Below are 17,988 nucleotides of genomic sequence, written 5' to 3' on the forward strand. Positions count from 1 at the left end.
CTCTAGGGTTGGTTTTAATATGGAAAGCGCTAATTTAAGCATTGTAGGTTAATTATTCGGGGTTAAAACCATAAACCATGTTTTTTTATTTAATTTTGAGTCTAAAATCAAGAACATTTTTATGGATATCAAAATCCTTCATATTGACAGTAATCATCCCTTACTTTGGGAACAATTACAACAGGCCGGTTTTGTAAATCACGCTGATTTTAAGTCGACCAAACAAGAAATTGAAGCCAAAATTCAAGACTATCAGGGAATTGTAATTCGAAGCCGATTCAAAATAGACCAGCAGTTTTTGGACAAAGCCACCAATTTGCAGTTCATAGCCCGAGTAGGAGCGGGCTTAGAAAGTGTCGATTGCGAGTATGCTACATCCAAGAATATTGCATTGATTGCCGCACCCGAAGGGAATTGTAATGCGGTAGCCGAGCATACTTTGGGAATGATTTTGTCGCTTTTTAATAAATTGAACATTGCTGATAGCGAGATTCGATCTGGTGAATGGAACAGAGAAAAAAATCGAGGATACGAACTAGATGGTAAAACGGTTGGGATTATAGGGTATGGGAATATGGGAAAATCTTTTGCAAAAAAACTCCGTGGTTTTGAAGTAGAAGTGTTGTGTTACGATATTAAAGAAAATGTGGGTGATGCCAACGCAAAGCAAGTTTCATTGCAAGAATTACAGCAAAAAACAGACGTCTTGAGTCTGCACATTCCGTGGACACCCGAAACCGACAAGATGGTGAATTCGGATTTTATTAATGCTTTCGCAAAAGATATTTGGATTATCAATACTTCTAGAGGGAAAAACATAGTAACAGCCGATTTGGTTACCGCCATGCAATCCGGAAAAGTTCTTGGAGCAGGTTTAGATGTTTTAGAATACGAGAAATTATCGTTTGAAACATTATTTCAAGATAAAAACACTCCTGAGGCCTTTCAGTATTTATTGGATGGTCGAAAAGTGATTCTTACCCCGCATATTGCAGGATGGACGTACGAAAGTCATGAAAAATTGGCTCAAGTGATTGTTGATAAGATAAAAGCGTTGTACGGTAAAAGTTAATTTGTGAGATTTTAAGGGTCTAATAATAGGGTTTTGTATTATTTTTTCTAATTTAGACCCATTATTAACTAACCAAAATTAATTATCTACTATGGAGAATACAAAACAAGAAGCCTGGAATACACCACAACCAATTCGTCAAGAAAACAAAAAAGTCTTGGCGGGAGTTTTAGCATTGATTTTTCCGTACTTTGGGATTCATAAATTTATTTTGGGGTATACGCAAGAAGGAATAATTCAAATTATTGTAAGTATAGTTACTTGTGGGTTAGGAAGTGTTATAGGTTTCGTAGAAGGGATCATTTATTTAACCAAATCCGATGAAGAATTTTATCAAACCTATCAGGTTGGCAAGAAAGGTTGGTTTTAGAACGTTGAAATCTGAATAAAGGCAATGAAACGAGAACGAAAAATAATCGGAATTATAGGAGCTGTATTGGTTCTTATAATTCCGTTTTTTTTAATGCTGCACAATCAAAATAATCATCTTGAAACCGATCAGTCTTTATGCCCTTTCAAAATGCTTACCGGTTTCCCTTGTCCGGGTTGTGGAATCACAAAGTCATTGGTGTATTTTTATGAAGGGGATCTCTACAAAAGCTTGTATTATCATATTTTAGGGCCTTTTGTGGTTCTTTTTTGTGTGTTAACTATTGTTTTGTTACTCACTGAACTAATGACCAAAAAAGAATATTTAAACGGGTTGGTTTACAGTAAAAAACTAGCCTATGCTCTAGCTTGTTTTCTGATTTTCTATCAAATAGTTAGAATAACCTATTTCGTAGAAAACAATACGTATGATTCCATTTTAAAAGAATCCATTTGGAAATAGGCATAAAAAAATCCCGAAAGGGATTTTTTTATAATTATAAATGCATACTCTATATTCTTCACTCTGTTTTCTGAAATCTAAATTCTCTAGTTTTCCATCTACTCTTCCTTGTCATTCAATTTCCGTTCCAATTCGGCTTGGTATTCTTCCATAACGGGTTTCATGGTGCTTTCCGGAATATCGGCTATTCTTAGGTAAATAAGTCCGTCAATAGCGTTGTTGAATAATGGATCTACATTAAAAGCAACTAAACGAGCATTTTGTTTGATGTATTTTTTGATTAAAACGGGTAGTCGTAAAACGCCAGGCTCTAGTTCATCAATGATTTTATCAAATTTATTTAAATCGGCTTCGGTTTCATTAAAAACGAAATCTTTGTCTGCGTCTTTTAATTTGACTTTAAATTCTTTTTTCGGGTGAATGTACTGCGCAATATACGGATCGTAATAGTGTGATTTCATGAACTCAATCATCAATGATTTCGAGAAATCTGAAAATTGATTACTGATACTCACACCGCCCAATAAAAATTTATGCTCCGGATAATGTAAGGTCGTATGAATAATTCCACGCCATAGCAAGAACAACGGCATCGGTTTTTGTTGGTAATCCTTGATGATGAATGCTCTACCCATTTCGATGGATTTGTGCATCATGTCATGTAATTCGGGTTCAAAACGGAAAAGTCCATTTAGATAAAAACCGTCCATGCCATATTTAGGGTAGATTTCGCAACCCAATCCCATGCGATAGGCTCCGGCAATTTTTTTAGCTTCATCATCCCATAGAAAAAGATGACGGTAATATTTGTCGTATTTGTCTAAATCAATCGATTCGTTGGTGCCTTCACCGACTTCTCTAAAAGTGATTTCTCTTAATCGACCAATTTCATGAAGGATGTTTGGAATATTTTTTGCCTCAGCAAAAAACACTTCGTAATTTTTACTCTGCAATAATCGACAGTCGGTGGCTCTCAAAGATTCCACTTCGGTTATCATTTTTTCGGTATTGGCAGGAGTGACAATCTTTTTAGGGCTTTTGGGAGGTTTTAAGCTAGCGGTATTCAAAAAATTATTCTCTTTTTCAAAAGGATTCGCCAGCATATAGGTTTTCTTTCTCAAGAATTCCGTGTATTCTTCAATTGTTTTGTGTTCGTTTTGTTCGGCAACCGAAATAGGTTTCCCAACACGTACTTTGATAATGCGATCTTTCTGTGTCAATAATTCAGATGGCAGTTTTGCCGTTCTTAGCGTGTCGTTTATTTTAGATAAAAAATAAAACAAACGACTGTTCTTGGCATGAAAATAAATAGGAACTACAGGAACCTGTGCTTTTCGAATCACTTTTATAGCACCTTCTTCCCAAGCCTTATCAACCACTAATTTTCCATCTTTATAAGTAGAAACTTCACCAGCCGGGAACATTCCCAATGGTTTTCCGTCTCTAAGATGACGTAATGTTTCCTTAATTCCTACCACGCTGGACTTGGCGTCTTTATGGTTTTCAAAAGGATTCACCGGCATGATATACGGTTTCATCGGGTCAATACGATGCAGTAAAAAATTGGCGATGATTTTGAAATTAGGCTCTCTTTCCAGCATTAATTTCAACAACAAAATCCCATCAATTCCTCCCAGCGGATGATTCGAAATAGTAATGTAAGCGCCGTCTTTTGGCAAACGTTTAAAATCTTCTTCTGGAATCTCAAACTTAATTTGGAATTCATCTAATATGGCGTTTAGGAACGGTAACTCTTTCAAGTGCTTATTCCTGTCGTATATTTTGTTTAATGTCGATATCTTCAAAACTTTCATCAACAACCAACCCGAAAAAGTACCGAAAACTCCGTACTTGTCCGTATTTATTGTCTTTGCAACTTCTTTCGCGGTAACTAAACCCATTTATTTTTTCTTTTTGAGCTAATCACAAAGATAGCAAAATACTCCATTTTTTATGGTTTTTTTTTGAATCATTCTTTCTGTTTTTTACTACTTTTGGATTCCACATGAAAAATAATTATCCGAAGTTTTGATAAAAAACAGATTTTTAAGGATCTATTGCTGTCAAAATTTATTTCGGATATAACCCAAAAAGCATACAATGAAAATAATATCGTACAACGTAAACGGAATTCGAGCTGCCATCACAAAAGGATTTATTGAATGGTTACAACAAGCCAATCCAGATGTAATTTGTTTGCAGGAAATCAAAGCCACCGAAGAACAAATCCCAGTTGCAGACATTACCGCAGCCGGCTATCCCTATCAATATTATTATCCAGCCACCAAAAAAGGGTACAGCGGTGTTGCTATTCTTTCCAAAATAAAACCCAACAATGTGGTGTACGGTACCGGAATTCAACACATGGATTTTGAAGGTAGAAACCTTCGTGCCGATTTTGATGACTGCTCCGTAATGAGTTTGTACTTGCCATCGGGAACTAATATTGAGCGATTAGACCATAAATTTATGTTTATGGATGATTTTCAAAACTACATCGATGAACTCAAAAAAGAGATTCCTAATTTAATTATTTGTGGGGATTATAACATTTGCCACGAGGCTATCGATATCCATGATCCTATTCGAAACAAAAACACATCAGGCTTTTTACCCGAAGAAAGAGCTTGGTTGGATAAATTTATGAAATCCGGTTTTGTAGATAGTTTTCGCCATTTCAACAGCGAACCACACCAGTATTCGTGGTGGAGTTATCGCGCTGGAGCACGAGGGAATAACAAAGGTTGGCGCATCGATTACAATTTGGTGAGCGACTCCTTAAAACATAAACTCAAAAGAGCCGTTATATTGCCGGATGCCATGCATTCCGATCATTGTCCTGTTTTGGTCGAAATAGACTAGGGAATATCAATTTCAATGGCAATTTCAATAGCAATTGGAAAAATAAAACAAAAATTTTAAGGAGCTAATCCAGCTATCATTCCAATCTTTTTTTAGGCTAAGAAAAATAGCCTAAAAAAAGGATTTTCCCTTCTATCTGGGCTAGGGCATTCCGTATTTCAATAACGTTTGATTTTTAAACAAGAACAATAAATTTATAATATAAAAAAACCACCCCACCCGTTGGGCACCCCTCCAGAGGAGGGGAATTTGAGCGACTTCCCCTCCTCTGGAGGGGTGTCTGGAAGGCGGGGTGGTTTTTAGACTTTCAAAATAAAAACTAAAATAAACTAAATTAAACTAAAATGATAAAAAAAATTTCCATCGGACTTTTAATTCTGGCACTGTCCACTTCTTGTGTTTCTAAGAAAATCTACAATGATTTAGAGACCAAATTTGCTGATTTAAAAAAGGAAAACAGAACTATTTCTGATGAAAACGCAGCTTTATTAGCTTCCAAAAAACAATTAGAATCAGAGAAAGCCGCTTTGCAAACCAATCTGGATGATGTCAATACCAACTTGGCCAAAGTGCAAGCGGATTATGCTGCCGCAAAAGACAAAATGAAAATTATGCAAGATTCGTACGCTGCTTTAGAGAAAAACAGCAATGAATCCTTGGAAGCCAACATGAAAAAGAACCGTGAATTATTGGCTCAACTGGATGCAAAAGCAAAAGCATTGGCATTAGAACAAGAAAAATTAAATGCAAGCAGCCAACGTTTAAAAGAGCTGGAGGATTTAATCGCTGCCAAAGAAGCCAGCATGAAAAAACTAAAAGAAACGCTTTCTAAAGCGTTAAATAGTTTTGAAGGTAAAGGTTTGACCATAGAACAAAAAAACGGAAAAGTATATGTTTCTATGGAGAACAAATTGCTTTTCAATTCCGGTAGTTGGGCTGTAGGTTCCGAAGGGAAAAAAGCAGTGGTCGAAGTAGGGAAAGTATTGGGAGACAATCCTGATATTTCGGTATTGATTGAAGGACATACTGATAATGACCCGTATGTAGGTTCTGGGACAATTACGGATAACTGGGACCTTTCGACTAAAAGAGCAACGGCTATTGTAACCATTTTGGGTGAAAACAAAAAGGTAAACAAACAAAACCTTACCGCAGCCGGCAGAAGTGAATACTCTCCATTGGCAAGTAACACTACTGCCGATGGTAAATCTAAAAACCGCAGAATCGAAATTATTTTGACTCCTAAATTGGACGAAATTTCAAAAATGTTGAATGAGTTTTAGGAGGAAGAAGCTAAGGTACTGAGATACTATCCCAATATTTATCGGGATTAAGTTTAGAAAAGGTTTGCGTGTAAACGTCGAACCTTTTTTGTTAATATTAGACAAAGCCAAACTAAAAACGAAGAACTAATTTTTATCTTTGCTTTCAAAAAAACTTAGCATTTTAGCCTCTTAGAATCTTAGCCACTTAAAAAAAAATGAAATACACCACCTTACCGAATACCGATATCAAAGTCAGTAAAATATGCCTTGGCACCATGACTTTTGGACAACAGAACACAGAATCCGAAGGGCATGCCCAAATGGATTATGCACTCGAAAAAGGTGTTAATTTCTTTGATACCGCCGAGATGTATTCTATTCCTGGAAAGCAGGAAACCTACGGAAGTACCGAGAAAATCATTGGATCGTGGTTCAAGAAAACCGGAAAAAGGGAAGAAGTGGTTTTGGCATCGAAAATTGCTGGACCAAGCCCTATCTTTGGCTATATGCGAGAGAAATTAGATTTTTCTCCCGCCAGTATTCAATACGCTTTAGACAACAGTTTACAGCGTCTTCAAACCGATTATTTAGATCTTTACCAATTGCATTGGCCAGAACGTAAAACTAATTTTTTTGGACAACGAGGCTACAAAGTACAAAATGACGATGCTTGGGAAGATAATATTCACGCCGTTTTAGAAGCTTTGGATGGTTTTGTAAAAGCTGGAAAAATTAAACATATTGGGGTTTCCAATGAAAATCCTTGGGGGATGATGCGTTTTCTGGAAGAAAGTAAATACCAGAATTTACCAAGAATTAAAACCATTCAAAATCCGTATTCGTTGTTAAACCGCCTTTTTGAAAATGCTTCAGCCGAAGTTTGTCTTCGTGAAAATGTGGGACTATTGGCTTATTCGCCAATGGCATTTGGAGTTTTATCGGGTAAGTTTTTAACGGGAGAGCCCCATCCTAATGCGAGATTGAGCTTGTTTCCTCAATATTCGAGATACAGCAGTGCAAAATCTACCGAAGCAACAAGACTGTATCAAGAAGTAGCTCACCAACACGGATTGACATTAACCCAATTGGCCCTGGCTTTTGTGGAACAGCAACCCTTTTTGACCAGCACCATTATTGGCGCCACCACAAAGGAACAGCTTAAAGAGAATATAGACACAATTACCGTTTCACTTTCAGAAGAAATATTGAAAGCAATTGATGGTATTCAGGCCATTATTCCAGATCCGGCACCCTAAGTCTTGATGTAAAATCAGAATTACAAAACCCTGTCAGAGTTCAAAACTCTGACAGGGTTTTGTGTGTTTAAAAAGAAGTCTAACGCAATTTCTGGGTTAAACTATTCAAAAATCAGTTTCTGTGTTGAAAATTCTCCTTGGTCATTTTGAATGGTAATAATGTAAATACCTTTGGATAGGTGGTTTGTTTTGATGATATTTAGAGCCTTGTTTTCCGTTTTTTGCCGTAATAACATTTTGCCTTCCAAATCAAAAATGGTAACTACAGTGGGATAATTGTCATTTGATTTTTGGATAATAATTTCTGATTTCGTTGGATTAGGATACACTATAAATTGGGTGTTGTCAAAAGTTTTTACTCCCAATGAAGTATCTTTAATTTTGTAAATAGAACCATTATTTAGGGATGCAACGTATAGCTCGCCATTGATATCTTCGCCAAAAGTTGAAAAATTATTTCCTGAGAAAACCGTAGAGAATGTTACCGTTCCATTTGATGTTAGCATACCTATTTGTGGGTTGCAATAATCCGAAAAGAAATACAGTCCCTTAAAATTGGGATAGACGGTGCCGTTGTACACATAGCCACCAGTAATGGAACAAGCGCCAGTAGAATGGTTTATTGTCTTTAATGGAAACTTCATGGAGGCTTGTGAAGGACAGCCCACAGTATTGTATGCCGCATCTCCTTCATAACAACGCCAGCCGTAGTTTAATTCGGATTGTGTAGCGGCTGCCATGTTGATCTCTTCAATTTCATTTTGACCAACATCGGCAATCCATAAATTACCCATTTTTTTGTCAAAAGAGAATTTCCAGGGATTTCGAAGGCCGATCGCCCAAATTTCATCAGCACCTGCAATTCCCACATACGGATTGCCAGCAGGAATGCTGTATGGAGTTCCTGAATTTACATCTATACGAAGCATTTTGCCTAATAATTCATTTGCGTTTTGTGCTCTGTTTTCTGGATCACTACCACTTCCGCCATCGCCCATGCCAATGTATAAATAGCCGTCTGGTCCAAACTTGAGACTTCCGCCATTATGGTTTGCATAAGGTTGCGCAATGGTCAAAAGTACAATTCCACTTGAAGGATTAGCAAGATTTGGATTTGTACTATCGACGGAATACCTTGTAATTACAGTATTTCCGGATAAGTTGGTATGGTTGGTATAAAAGAAACCATTAGAAGTATAATTGGGGTGAAAAGCCAAGCCTAACAAACCCTGTTCACCACCAGCACTTACTTGACCCGCAATATTGAGAAAGGGATTGGGATTTATAGTTCCATTTGGATTCAAGATTTTGATCATGCCGCCTTGCTCGACAACAAACAATCGGCTGTCTCCGGCATTTGTAATTTCGACAGGGTTTGAAAAACCAGACGCGAAAGGTTGTAATCCTATGGTTTGAGAATAGGAATAATTCAAAAAATAGAATGAGAATAATAATGCCATTATTTTCATGATCAAATGGTTTAAAAGTAAACTCAAATTTACAATTTTTTTTGTTCTAATAAGTTGTAAATTAAATAGCTATGTGATAATTGGTTTCTATTCCTGCTTTTGTTTCACAGATATTTTTTTAAACCATAAAAGACATACAAACAAATTTAAAGACTTCAACTTGAATGAACTTGTATGTCTTATAGAGTAAAAACACTTTAAAATTCTTTGTGAATCTTCTTTTTTTCTTCGTGAATCTTTGCGAAACGAACTTTTATCGCTCTACCGTATAGCCTTTTGTTTTTGCCAAAGCCACAATGGAAGTGTTTATGGCATTCCCTAAATCATCTTGTGATTTTGTTTTTTTGGCTTCGGCATCAATATAGTGTTGGCGTTTTTTGGCTAGATCCCCTATTTCTTTCTGGATGGCTTCTCTTTCCTTGGTTTTTTGGGTAACAATCACTTCCAATTCGGCCTCGGATTTGTTTTGAAGTTCAGCTGGTAATTCCTCTTTTTTGATTTTTGTAATTGCTTTTGGGTCTTGTTTTACTCGGTCGACTAGATCCCAACTTTCATTTTTGTATACCGCTTTGGATTTACTTACGGCACGTTCGGCATAATTGGCAGCAGATACACCTTGTGCATTTTTGTCTTGTGCTTCTTGGTTCATTTTTTTAGAAGAGCCTTTTGCTCCATAACCTATATAAGTAGTGTTTATTCTTATATTGCATTGTGATATTTGATCGTCATAAGGCGTTGATACGTATTGTACTGACAAATTAGAATCAATGTTGAAGTATTTCCCTTTTCCATAATCGGCTCCATCTTTCCAAAAGGAATTGATGCCTTCCAAACTGCTTCCGCAAAAAATAGTGTTCACATAAATGTCATTTTTCATCGCATCGCTTATGGCTTCTTTGTAATTTATACCTCCTTGGTCGAAGGCTTCGTTACCTGCAATATAGATGAGTTTCATGTTGTTGCTTTCTTTTTCCCATTGCAATTTCTTTGTTGCATCTTGGATCACTGCACCGCAATATTCATTACCACCATTGGTTTTTAAAGCAAATAATTTTTCGGAAATCAAGTCCAAATCAGTGGTAAGAGGCGTTACTTGTCGGATATAATTAGATTGTTGAGCCAAACCGTCATTACCGTATTCGTACAAAGCAATTTCGATATCGGGAGTTTTACCAGAATATTTAAGTGTAGTCAGCGTGTTGACGATATTCCAAAGTCTAGATTTGGCTTGGTCGATTAATCCGTCCATACTGTTGGAAGTGTCCAATAAAAGGGCCACTTGAATTTTGGTATTTTCTGCTGTTTTTGAATTTTCTGTTCTTATTTTTTTTATGGGTTCGGCATTCGAAGAATTACAGTTTGCAAAAGCCATTGTTGTTGCCAAAAGTGCTGAGATAAATAGAATCGATTTCATAATTTCTAGTTTTAAGGGTTGATTACAGACCAAACTTAAAAACTAAAAACACTCCTTTTTTGGACAAATGGTGAAACGCTCTTTTCACTTGGTGAAACAAGTTGTAAAAGGAGTTTAAAATACTTTACTTTACATAGTGGATTTTTTTTTGGAAAGTGGCTAAGTTTCTAAGATTCTAAGTGTCTGAGAAACTTAAAAAAACAAAATATTGTCTCTTAGCCCCGATAGAAGCGAAAATCCTTGTGGCCCGGGGTTCGGGACACAAGATTGAAGCGGATAGCGGGACTAATGCTGATAAAATTCCAAATCTTTCGGCTCCAAATTATTATTAATCACTTAGAATCTTAGCAATTCAGAAACTTTAAAAAAATGCGTTTATTAACGATATATATCATCTTCCTTCTTACGCTGTTGCTTCCCATCGGGACAATGGCTCAGGATTCTTTGTATAAAAGCAAATCGATGCCGGCGTCTAAAATGAGTAGGGTGAGCAATGATTTAAAGAAGTCTTTGGAAGTAAATGATGAGGCTCAAATTGCTAAAAATTATGAACGATTGGCCAATGAATTTCTCAACAAAGGAGATAACGCCAAAGCAGAGGAATACTTTAAAAAAGCAATCACGAGTTACACCAAATTGAAGCTGGTAGAGGACAAAACCCGTGTAACCAGAAGCCTTGCCAAAGTGCAGGAATCTCAAAAAGATTATGAATCGGCGATTAAGAGTTATGAAGTTGCGGGTGCATCAGCAGAAGATAAAAGTCTCGAAAAAATAAATGCCAATGATGCCAATCGTTTGCGTTCCGTGGCGAGTCCGGTGGCTCAAGCAGGTTATGTTGATTCGAATATCGAGTTACTAAAAAAAGAAAAGAAACTAGAGGAAGTTTCGGCGGCCTATGTCCAAAAAGCCGAAAATTCCCTGCAACAAAAAAACAAGGAAGTTGCCATAGAAAGTTACAATCAAGCGCTCGCTTACGCAAAAGGCAAACCGGAGGCCATCATCAAAATTAATAATGAAATTGCCAAAGTATACGCATCAGACAATCAGTTTGATAAAGCGATTGGTATCAACGAAAAGCTTTTGGCGGAAGCCAAAACCAAACAAGATTTCAATACTCAAATCAAGCAATTGCAATCGCTATCATCTCTTTATTTCAAAAAAGACGAACCGAATAAAGCCATCACTGCTTTGAAGGAAGCCTTTACATTGGCGCTACAAAAAGGAAATTCAGCGGAAGCCAAAAAGAGTTTGATTTCATTGACTCAATATTACAATGGAAAAGGGAATAACAAAGAAAGTTTGGCTTTATACGACCAATTTCTTCAAAACTTCGATCAATTGGTACAATCAGATACGACTTTGATTGATGCCAAAACATTTCAAGTTAGTGAAGATAAGATCCGTCAATTGGAAAAGGAGAAATCCTTGAAAGATGAGCTAATCACTAAGAAAAATACCTTTAATTATTTTCTTTTGGGTTCGATTGGATTGCTTTTGTTGTTGTTTTTATGGATTGTAAAAGCGCTTTTTTCGATTAAAACCAAGAATAAAGAAATAGCCCTGCAGTCGTTGCGAAGGGAAATGAATCCGCATTTTATTTTCAACAGTCTTAATAGCGTGAATCAGTTTATATCCGAAAACAAAGAATTAGAAGCCAATAAATACTTGACTTCTTATTCGAATTTGATGCGAAACACAATGGAAAATTCCAACAAGGATTTCATTACATTGGATAACGAATTGGAGCAATTGAAAAAATATTTGAAATTGGAGCATTTGCGTTTTCAGGATAAATTTGATTTCAAAATCAGTGTTGACCCAGAATTGGATCCCGAGAGAACCATGGTTCCCAATATGATCATTCAGCCTCATTTGGAGAATGCCATTTGGCACGGTTTGCGGTATTTGGATGTCAAAGGATTATTGCAATTGCAAGTTCTGTTGATAGATGGGAAAGTGTTGATTCGTATAGAAGATAACGGCATTGGTTTAGCCAGAAGTCAGGAATTGAAAACGAGTAACCAAAAAACGCATCAATCTCGGGGAATGAGCAATACGAAGGAGCGTATTAGTTTGCTGAATGAGTTGTACAAAAGGAATATTTCTTTTCAAATTTCCGAAAAAGCCTTTCCAGAAACAGGAACCATAGTCGAAATTGTTTTTTCCTTAATTGATAAATAGGATGAATTTTCAAAAGATAAAAAGTGTCATTGTCGAAGATGAATTGGCGGCACGAGAAGTCCTCAAGAATTATTTGAGTAAATATTGTCCCCAAGTGGAGGTTATTGGCGAAGCCCAAAATATAAAAGAAGCCGTTCCGTTGTTGCACGAATTACAACCACAATTGGTTTTTCTGGATGTTGAAATGCCTTTCGGTAATGCTTTTGATGTTCTCGAAGCCTGTAAAGATTTACATTTTGAGACTATTTTTGTAACCGCCTTTTCAGAGTATTCTTTGAAAGCCTTGAATCAAAGTGCTGCGTATTATTTGCTAAAACCCATTAGCATAGAAGAATTAATTGTTGCTGTAAACAAAGTGCATCATCAAATTCTGAATCACGAGATTTTTAACAGGAACAAGATAATCGTTGAAAATTTTCAGGAAACCAAGCCCGAAAAGCAACAGGTAATCTTACCAACGCAGGAAGGTTTTGAAGTGGTGAGAATGGAAGAAATCGTCCGCCTTCGCGGCAATGGAAATTTCACCGATTTGTATCTCCATAACGGAAATAAGAAAATGGTGTGTCGTTTTTTGAAGCATTTCTCGGAAATCTTACCTTTGCCATTTATACGCGTTCACAAATCCCATATTATCAATTTGAATTGTGTGAAATCGTATAATAAAGGTGGTATTATTACCCTAAACGATGCTACTGAAATAGAGGTTTCCCCAACGTACAAAGAGGATTTTCTGAGGAATTTTAAGTGAAGACTTAACCGCAAAGGGAAGCGCTATGAACGCAAAGCTTTGCGAACTTTGCGATATCCTTTGCGTGTCTTGCGGTTAGATAGCTAAAACAGTTTAAAAATCAAACTCTTCCTTAACAGCCATCGAATCAATAACGGTAGTATCTTGTACTTTAATATTCAATAACGAATGTGCACGACCCGTAAGGGCAATAGGAGAGGACTGACCAATGGTGTCTTCGGGAACCAAAAGGCCACGTCGAAACATTAGATTTCTAAGGAAAGTTTGTTGTTTGGTTGCATACGCTTTTTGAAGACCTTCTTGGTCAAATTGCCACATGAATTTTTTCGGTTTTGGGATTATGGCGGCTAGGAACAGACATTCTTGTACGTTCAAATCGGCAGGTTTTTTCTGGAAATAAAATTCGGCAGCTTCGCCGATTCCATATACGTTTGGACCCCATTCGATAATGTTAAAATAAACCTCCAGCATACGTTGTTTGCTCGTGATTCGGTTGTTTTCTATGATGTATACCAAAAGAATTTCTTCCAGTTTTCGAGATAAGGTTTTTTCTCGGGTAAGAAACACATTTTTAACCAACTGCATGCTTATTGTACTAGCGCCACGAGAGAATTTTTTGGTGCGAATGTTTTTAAGAATCGACTGTTTGAAGGCCTCGTTAATAAAACCGCGGTGCGACATGAAAGAAGGGTCTTCAGAGGTTAAAACACATTTTTGAAGGTAAGGCGATATTTGATCCAAAGTTGTGTAATACGGATTGTTTGTGCCAACAAAAACGGGTCGTTGTAACACCCCTTTGTCAACAGCTCGATACGTGAACTCGCCATTCATTTTAGTCAAATTGGTATTGCCGTATTTTGTTATTTTTAAATCTTTCTTGTCTATCGTACTATCAAATATGATTTTATTGGGTTTGTTTTTGTTGAACATAAAATCCAATTTATAATCAAAATCTCCTGTTGCTTCCATACCTTGAAAATGGGTGAACAATCCATCGGGAAGGGAAGTGATGAAATCTTGCGCTTTCATTTTTGGGATAGCCACTTTGAGTTTATAAACGGTATCTTTTTCGGTGTTATACGATAGGTAAGGATGAACTTTTATTTTATTAAATTGAAAAGTAGAACTGCTATCGATAGAAATAAAATCAGAGCCCAATAAGAAACGATAATCAAATCTTGCGTTTTTGATGATGACATCTTTATTGGCAATTCGTTCATGGTTCATTTTTAAATTCGTAATTGAGGTATAGCCGTCTAGGTGTAATTTGCCTCGACTCATGTCAATGTTTTGAACATTGAATCGAATGGAGTCAAAACTGGCTTTTAGATTGTAACGTTCGTCAAAATAAGGGACTTTGATGGCGCCAGTGTCAATATTAAAAAATCGGATGTCTCCCTTTTTATTTCTTGGGTCTGCCATTCCGTTGATTCTCCATCTTTGGGTAAAAGTATTGGTTTGTACATCAATGGATGATTCTAATTTGGTTTGAAATAAAGTTAGTTTTTTGATGTCAATAGTTGCCTTTTTTCCATTGTCGTCTAGTTTGAAAACTAAATTTTCAAGAGACATATCGGTTGGAACCAAATTGAGTACTTTGGAGATAATGCGATAGGCAAATTCGGCATAATCTCTTTTTTTGTTCGGTTTTTTTGGTTCATTTTTGTCTTTTTTCAAGAAAGCACCAAAGTTTTTGATCTTTCCTTTTTTAGTAAATTGAACATAACCATTTTTTATTTCAAGAGTGCCAAGTTGAACATCGCCAATTAGCAATTTCCATAAATTGACCGTTGTTTTTATTTTTTGAATTTTAAAAATAGTGTCTAGGTTTTTTGGCGCTAAAGTTATTTCGTCCAATTCTATTCCTGAAACACCATCAAAAGAAGCTTTTTTTACGGCAAAATCACTGTTGTATTCCAGTTTCATAGTAGTTGAAACTTTATCGATGGCCTGGTCCAAAAGTTCATCTCTAAATACAAGAAAGCCAATTAGGAGTACAGCAATAACTATCGCAAGTATTTTGGAAGTTAAGACGATCTTTTGTTTGTTAGTTCTCATGTTATAAAAGGAAATGTATTCTTTTTTAATAGTGTTTATCCGAACAGCTGACTCGCCACATCTTCAATTTTGGCAACCAATTGAATTTTTATTCCTGTATTTTTTAAAGTAATCTTATTGTATTTGGATACAAAAATAGTAGAAAATCCTAATTTTTCGGCTTCTTGAATTCTTTGATCTACACGGTTCACAGGGCGAATTTCTCCCGAAAGACCAACTTCGCCTGCAAAACAAAAGTCTTTGTTGACTGGAATGTCTTCGTTGGATGATAAAATCGCGGCTACTACTGCCAAATCAATGGCGGGGTCATCTACAGAGATTCCCCCAGTCACATTTAGGAAAACGTCTTTGGCCCCCAATCGGAAACCAGCCCTTTTTTCTAAAACGGCCAAAATCATATTCAGTCTTTTGGCGTTGTAGCCCGTGGTGCTTCGTTGTGGAGTTCCGTAAACCGCGGTACTCACAAGCGATTGTATCTCGATCATCAAAGGTCTCATTCCCTCGAGTGTAGTGGCAATGGCTGTTCCCGATAATTCTTCGTCTTTGTGTGAAATTAAGATCTCGGAAGGATTGGATACTTCTCGCAATCCGCTCCCAAGCATTTCGTAGATTCCGATTTCGGCAGTAGAGCCAAAACGATTTTTTAAGGAACGTAAAATGCGATAGACATGATTTCGATCACCTTCAAATTGAAGTACCGTATCGACCATGTGTTCCAATATTTTTGGACCAGCAATCGTTCCGTCTTTAGTAATATGACCAATTAAAATAACTGGGATATTGGTTTCTTTGGCAAATTTGATCAGTTCTGCTGTGGTTTCCCGTATTTGGGAAATACTCCCAGCAGTTGATTCAATATAATCGGTATGTAAAGTCTGAATCGAATCGATTATGACTATTTCGGGTTGTATGGCTTCAATCTGTTTGAAGATATTCTGCGTTTTGGTTTCGGTAAGAATATAGCAATTGTCTCCGTTGGGAGTAATACGTTCGGCACGCATCTTGATTTGCTTCTGGCTTTCTTCTCCGGAAACGTATAAAGTTTTGTATGGTAATTTTAAAGATATTTGAAGCAAAAGAGTACTTTTTCCAATACCGGGTTCGCCTCCCAAAAGGATTAAAGAACCAGGAACGATTCCACCACCCAATACTCTGTTGAGCTCGTTGTCGGTAGTGTTGAGTCTTATTTCTTCCGCACTGTCAATTTCGTTTATTCGTAACGGTTTTGGGGCTTTACCAGTGGTTGATGATTCGCTTTTCCAAGCCACCTTTTCTTGCTTTTGTATGATTTCCTCAGCAATAGTATTCCACTCTTTACAGGAATTACACTGTCCTTGCCATTTGGCATATTGTGCGCCACAATTCTGGCAAAAAAAAGTTGTCTTTACTTTGGCCATTATTATTGTTTTTTTTCTTCGGTAACTGGAATGTCAGTTGCAGGAGTTTCTTGTTTTGGTTCTGCTTCTTGACCTACTTTTCCTTTTATTTTTGGTTTCTTTGCAAAGGTCTTTTTCAACTCTTCGGCTTTGGCAAACATCATGTCTTTAGTAAGATCTGCTATTTCTTCTTTGTTAAATCCTGACATATAGTAGCGAACTGCCCTAGGGTTGTCGCCCTTTTGCTCAAACATAGTTGCCAATTCATAGTCTCCCAACATACTTTTTGGGTAATTTTTATCGGCAATAATGGCTAATGCGTCTAGTTCGTTGAAATCTTTGTTTTGTAAAATGGCCGCTTCAATAGCTTTAATATCATTGATTCGAACTGGGCTTTTTATACCAAAAGAATTTTCAATGATGTCATATTTTTTTTTCAAATAGTCGACATAACCTTCTTTTAAGGTGACTATTTTGGTGTCATACTCGATGGTGGAAATAGGTTGTGCTGCTGCAAATATTTGATATAAAGCACTTGGTATAGAATGTAAGACCAAAGAGAAATGAGAAGCATCCTTGAAACTTTCAAATTTATAATTCAAATCAGGATTTTTGATTTCTTTGGTTTTATGGTCTAGCTGTTGAATTCTTTCTTGCATGTTTTTTACATCTCCGTCTGCTGTAGATAGATAGTAAAAAATGGGTTGTTTGAGAGTCGATAGAATCTCTGGAATTTGTTCCTCCATTCCCAAAGGTAATTCTGGGCTTAGTGAAATATAGGCATTAAACAAAGGCTTGTCATTATATAAAAAGTAATTTAAAAAAGCTGCGGTGGTATCGTGTCCTGCAATGATCCTAAAATCGGTAGTTCTGTAATCGTGTTGTAAATAGGGAACAAGTTCGAGGGCTATAAAGTCATAAAAGGCAACGCTTTTTCCTTCAGGCATGGCAGTGGTTTCGTTAATACTTCCGCAATCGGATACTCTTTCATTTTTTTTATTTTGGCTGATGGCCACAATTATTACTTCGGGAAGATCGTCCCAATAAGCACCATAAGCTAACGTTCCCAGAAATGGATTTAATAAATAATCTCCGTCCAATAAAATTAATAGAGGATATTTTTTAGTGGGGTTTTTTTCGTAGGAAGCGGGTAGCGATATAACCAGTTCTCTTTTTTCGTTTAGTTTATCCGAATTGAAATTTTCGATTTTAATTTGAGAAAAGGAAGAAATTGTAATAAGACTCAGTAATGCTGTCAGGAGATGTTTCATAAGTTTTGGGGCTAAAATTTATTAAAAAAAAGGCTAAGCAATATAGTCAATTTTTCTATCGATTGGTGTTCCTGAATATTTCGAGTGAGATTTTAAATGGCACGAATTCACTAATTTAATTTTTTTGTTTTTGAGTTTAATTCAAAAAAGCAATCAAAATTTTAAATTCGTGAATTCGTGACGG

The 17,988-nt window shown here is 36.5% G+C and carries 14 protein-coding genes; 8 read left to right on the plus strand and 6 right to left on the minus strand.

Annotated features, from left to right (window positions below; translation table 11 throughout):
* The first annotated feature begins 121 nt into the window (after positions 1 to 121).
* The 3 genes from DB891_RS02525 (at position 122) to DB891_RS02535 (ending at position 1,904) form a co-directional block, all read left to right on the plus strand.
* The gene (locus DB891_RS02525) at positions 122 to 1,072 is read left to right on the plus strand and encodes a 2-hydroxyacid dehydrogenase (RefSeq protein WP_116760216.1); all 951 of its coding nucleotides are present in this window, start codon (positions 122 to 124) and stop codon (positions 1,070 to 1,072) included.
* A 91-nt stretch (positions 1,073 to 1,163) separates the two neighbouring features.
* Entirely contained in the window at positions 1,164 to 1,442 is a 279-nt protein-coding gene (locus DB891_RS02530) for a TM2 domain-containing protein (RefSeq protein WP_116760217.1), read from the plus strand.
* A gap of 24 nt (positions 1,443 to 1,466) precedes the next feature.
* Positions 1,467 to 1,904, plus strand: coding sequence for a DUF2752 domain-containing protein (locus tag DB891_RS02535; RefSeq protein ID WP_116760219.1), 438 nt, complete (start codon positions 1,467 to 1,469; stop codon positions 1,902 to 1,904).
* Positions 1,905 to 2,002: 98 nt separating this feature from the next.
* Here the strand turns inward: DB891_RS02535 and DB891_RS02540 are convergent, their stop codons facing one another.
* Positions 2,003 to 3,805: a GNAT family N-acyltransferase gene (locus DB891_RS02540; protein ID WP_116760220.1), complete on the minus strand. Its 1,803-nt coding sequence runs from the start codon at positions 3,803 to 3,805 to the stop codon at positions 2,003 to 2,005.
* 199 nt (positions 3,806 to 4,004) lie between these two features.
* Between DB891_RS02540 and DB891_RS02545 the strand changes: the two genes are divergently transcribed.
* The 3 genes from DB891_RS02545 (at position 4,005) to DB891_RS02555 (ending at position 7,287) form a co-directional block, all read left to right on the plus strand.
* Positions 4,005 to 4,766 carry an exodeoxyribonuclease III gene (locus DB891_RS02545; RefSeq protein ID WP_116760222.1) on the plus strand — a complete coding sequence of 254 codons (762 nt, stop codon included), beginning with the start codon at positions 4,005 to 4,007 and terminating at the stop codon, positions 4,764 to 4,766.
* A gap of 344 nt (positions 4,767 to 5,110) precedes the next feature.
* Positions 5,111 to 6,049, plus strand: coding sequence for an OmpA/MotB family protein (locus DB891_RS02550; protein WP_116760224.1), 939 nt, complete (start codon positions 5,111 to 5,113; stop codon positions 6,047 to 6,049).
* A gap of 197 nt (positions 6,050 to 6,246) precedes the next feature.
* Positions 6,247 to 7,287 (plus strand): aldo/keto reductase, encoded by a 1,041-nt coding sequence (locus DB891_RS02555; RefSeq protein ID WP_116760226.1) that lies wholly within the window; start codon positions 6,247 to 6,249, stop codon positions 7,285 to 7,287.
* 101 nt (positions 7,288 to 7,388) lie between these two features.
* Here the strand turns inward: DB891_RS02555 and DB891_RS02560 are convergent, their stop codons facing one another.
* Together DB891_RS02560 and DB891_RS02565 are read right to left on the minus strand one after the other, a co-directional pair.
* On the minus strand, positions 7,389 to 8,756 hold the full coding sequence (locus DB891_RS02560) for a PQQ-dependent sugar dehydrogenase (protein WP_116760228.1): 1,368 nt from the start codon (positions 8,754 to 8,756) through the stop codon (positions 7,389 to 7,391).
* Positions 8,757 to 9,009: 253 nt separating this feature from the next.
* A complete protein-coding gene (locus DB891_RS02565; protein ID WP_116760230.1) occupies positions 9,010 to 10,170 on the minus strand; it encodes a vWA domain-containing protein in 1,161 nt (386 codons plus the stop codon).
* Between the two features lie 369 nt (positions 10,171 to 10,539).
* Here DB891_RS02565 and DB891_RS02570 point away from each other — a divergent pair, with 369 nt between their 5' ends.
* Together DB891_RS02570 and DB891_RS02575 are read left to right on the plus strand one after the other, a co-directional pair.
* Positions 10,540 to 12,351, plus strand: a complete 1,812-nt coding sequence (locus tag DB891_RS02570) for a tetratricopeptide repeat-containing sensor histidine kinase (RefSeq protein WP_116760232.1) — start codon at positions 10,540 to 10,542, stop codon at positions 12,349 to 12,351.
* 1 nt (position 12,352) lies between these two features.
* Positions 12,353 to 13,099, plus strand: coding sequence for a LytR/AlgR family response regulator transcription factor (locus DB891_RS02575; protein ID WP_116760234.1), 747 nt, complete (start codon positions 12,353 to 12,355; stop codon positions 13,097 to 13,099).
* Between the two features lie 93 nt (positions 13,100 to 13,192).
* Here DB891_RS02575 and DB891_RS02580 read toward each other — a convergent pair whose 3' ends face one another.
* From DB891_RS02580 to DB891_RS02590, 3 genes are read right to left on the minus strand one after another with little or no spacing between them, the layout of a single operon-like run.
* Positions 13,193 to 15,157, minus strand: coding sequence for a transglycosylase domain-containing protein (locus DB891_RS02580; protein WP_116760236.1), 1,965 nt, complete (start codon positions 15,155 to 15,157; stop codon positions 13,193 to 13,195).
* A gap of 35 nt (positions 15,158 to 15,192) precedes the next feature.
* Positions 15,193 to 16,554 (minus strand): DNA repair protein RadA, encoded by a 1,362-nt coding sequence (gene radA, locus DB891_RS02585; protein WP_116760238.1) that lies wholly within the window; start codon positions 16,552 to 16,554, stop codon positions 15,193 to 15,195.
* A gap of 2 nt (positions 16,555 to 16,556) precedes the next feature.
* Positions 16,557 to 17,804 carry an alpha/beta hydrolase gene (locus tag DB891_RS02590; protein ID WP_116760240.1) on the minus strand — a complete coding sequence of 416 codons (1,248 nt, stop codon included), beginning with the start codon at positions 17,802 to 17,804 and terminating at the stop codon, positions 16,557 to 16,559.
* Positions 17,805 to 17,988: the final 184 nt, after the last annotated feature.

The sequence above is a fragment of the Flavobacterium laiguense genome (genome assembly GCF_003097655.1).
Lineage (GTDB): Bacteria > Bacteroidota > Bacteroidia > Flavobacteriales > Flavobacteriaceae > Flavobacterium > Flavobacterium laiguense.

Excerpts from the sequence above, each read along its gene's own strand:
- DB891_RS02525 (WP_116760216.1), top strand. The coding sequence starts at position 122 with ATGGATATCAAAATCCTTCATATTGACAGTAATCATCCCTTACTTTGG.
- DB891_RS02530 (WP_116760217.1), top strand. The coding sequence starts at position 1,164 with ATGGAGAATACAAAACAAGAAGCCTGGAATACACCACAACCAATTCGT.
- DB891_RS02535 (WP_116760219.1), top strand. The coding sequence starts at position 1,467 with ATGAAACGAGAACGAAAAATAATCGGAATTATAGGAGCTGTATTGGTT.
- DB891_RS02540 (WP_116760220.1), bottom strand. The coding sequence starts at position 3,805 with ATGGGTTTAGTTACCGCGAAAGAAGTTGCAAAGACAATAAATACGGAC.
- DB891_RS02545 (WP_116760222.1), top strand. The coding sequence starts at position 4,005 with ATGAAAATAATATCGTACAACGTAAACGGAATTCGAGCTGCCATCACA.
- DB891_RS02550 (WP_116760224.1), top strand. The coding sequence starts at position 5,111 with ATGATAAAAAAAATTTCCATCGGACTTTTAATTCTGGCACTGTCCACT.
- DB891_RS02555 (WP_116760226.1), top strand. The coding sequence starts at position 6,247 with ATGAAATACACCACCTTACCGAATACCGATATCAAAGTCAGTAAAATA.
- DB891_RS02560 (WP_116760228.1), bottom strand. The coding sequence starts at position 8,756 with ATGAAAATAATGGCATTATTATTCTCATTCTATTTTTTGAATTATTCC.
- DB891_RS02565 (WP_116760230.1), bottom strand. The coding sequence starts at position 10,170 with ATGAAATCGATTCTATTTATCTCAGCACTTTTGGCAACAACAATGGCT.
- DB891_RS02570 (WP_116760232.1), top strand. The coding sequence starts at position 10,540 with ATGCGTTTATTAACGATATATATCATCTTCCTTCTTACGCTGTTGCTT.
- DB891_RS02575 (WP_116760234.1), top strand. The coding sequence starts at position 12,353 with ATGAATTTTCAAAAGATAAAAAGTGTCATTGTCGAAGATGAATTGGCG.
- DB891_RS02580 (WP_116760236.1), bottom strand. The coding sequence starts at position 15,157 with ATGAGAACTAACAAACAAAAGATCGTCTTAACTTCCAAAATACTTGCG.
- radA (WP_116760238.1), bottom strand. The coding sequence starts at position 16,554 with ATGGCCAAAGTAAAGACAACTTTTTTTTGCCAGAATTGTGGCGCACAA.
- DB891_RS02590 (WP_116760240.1), bottom strand. The coding sequence starts at position 17,804 with ATGAAACATCTCCTGACAGCATTACTGAGTCTTATTACAATTTCTTCC.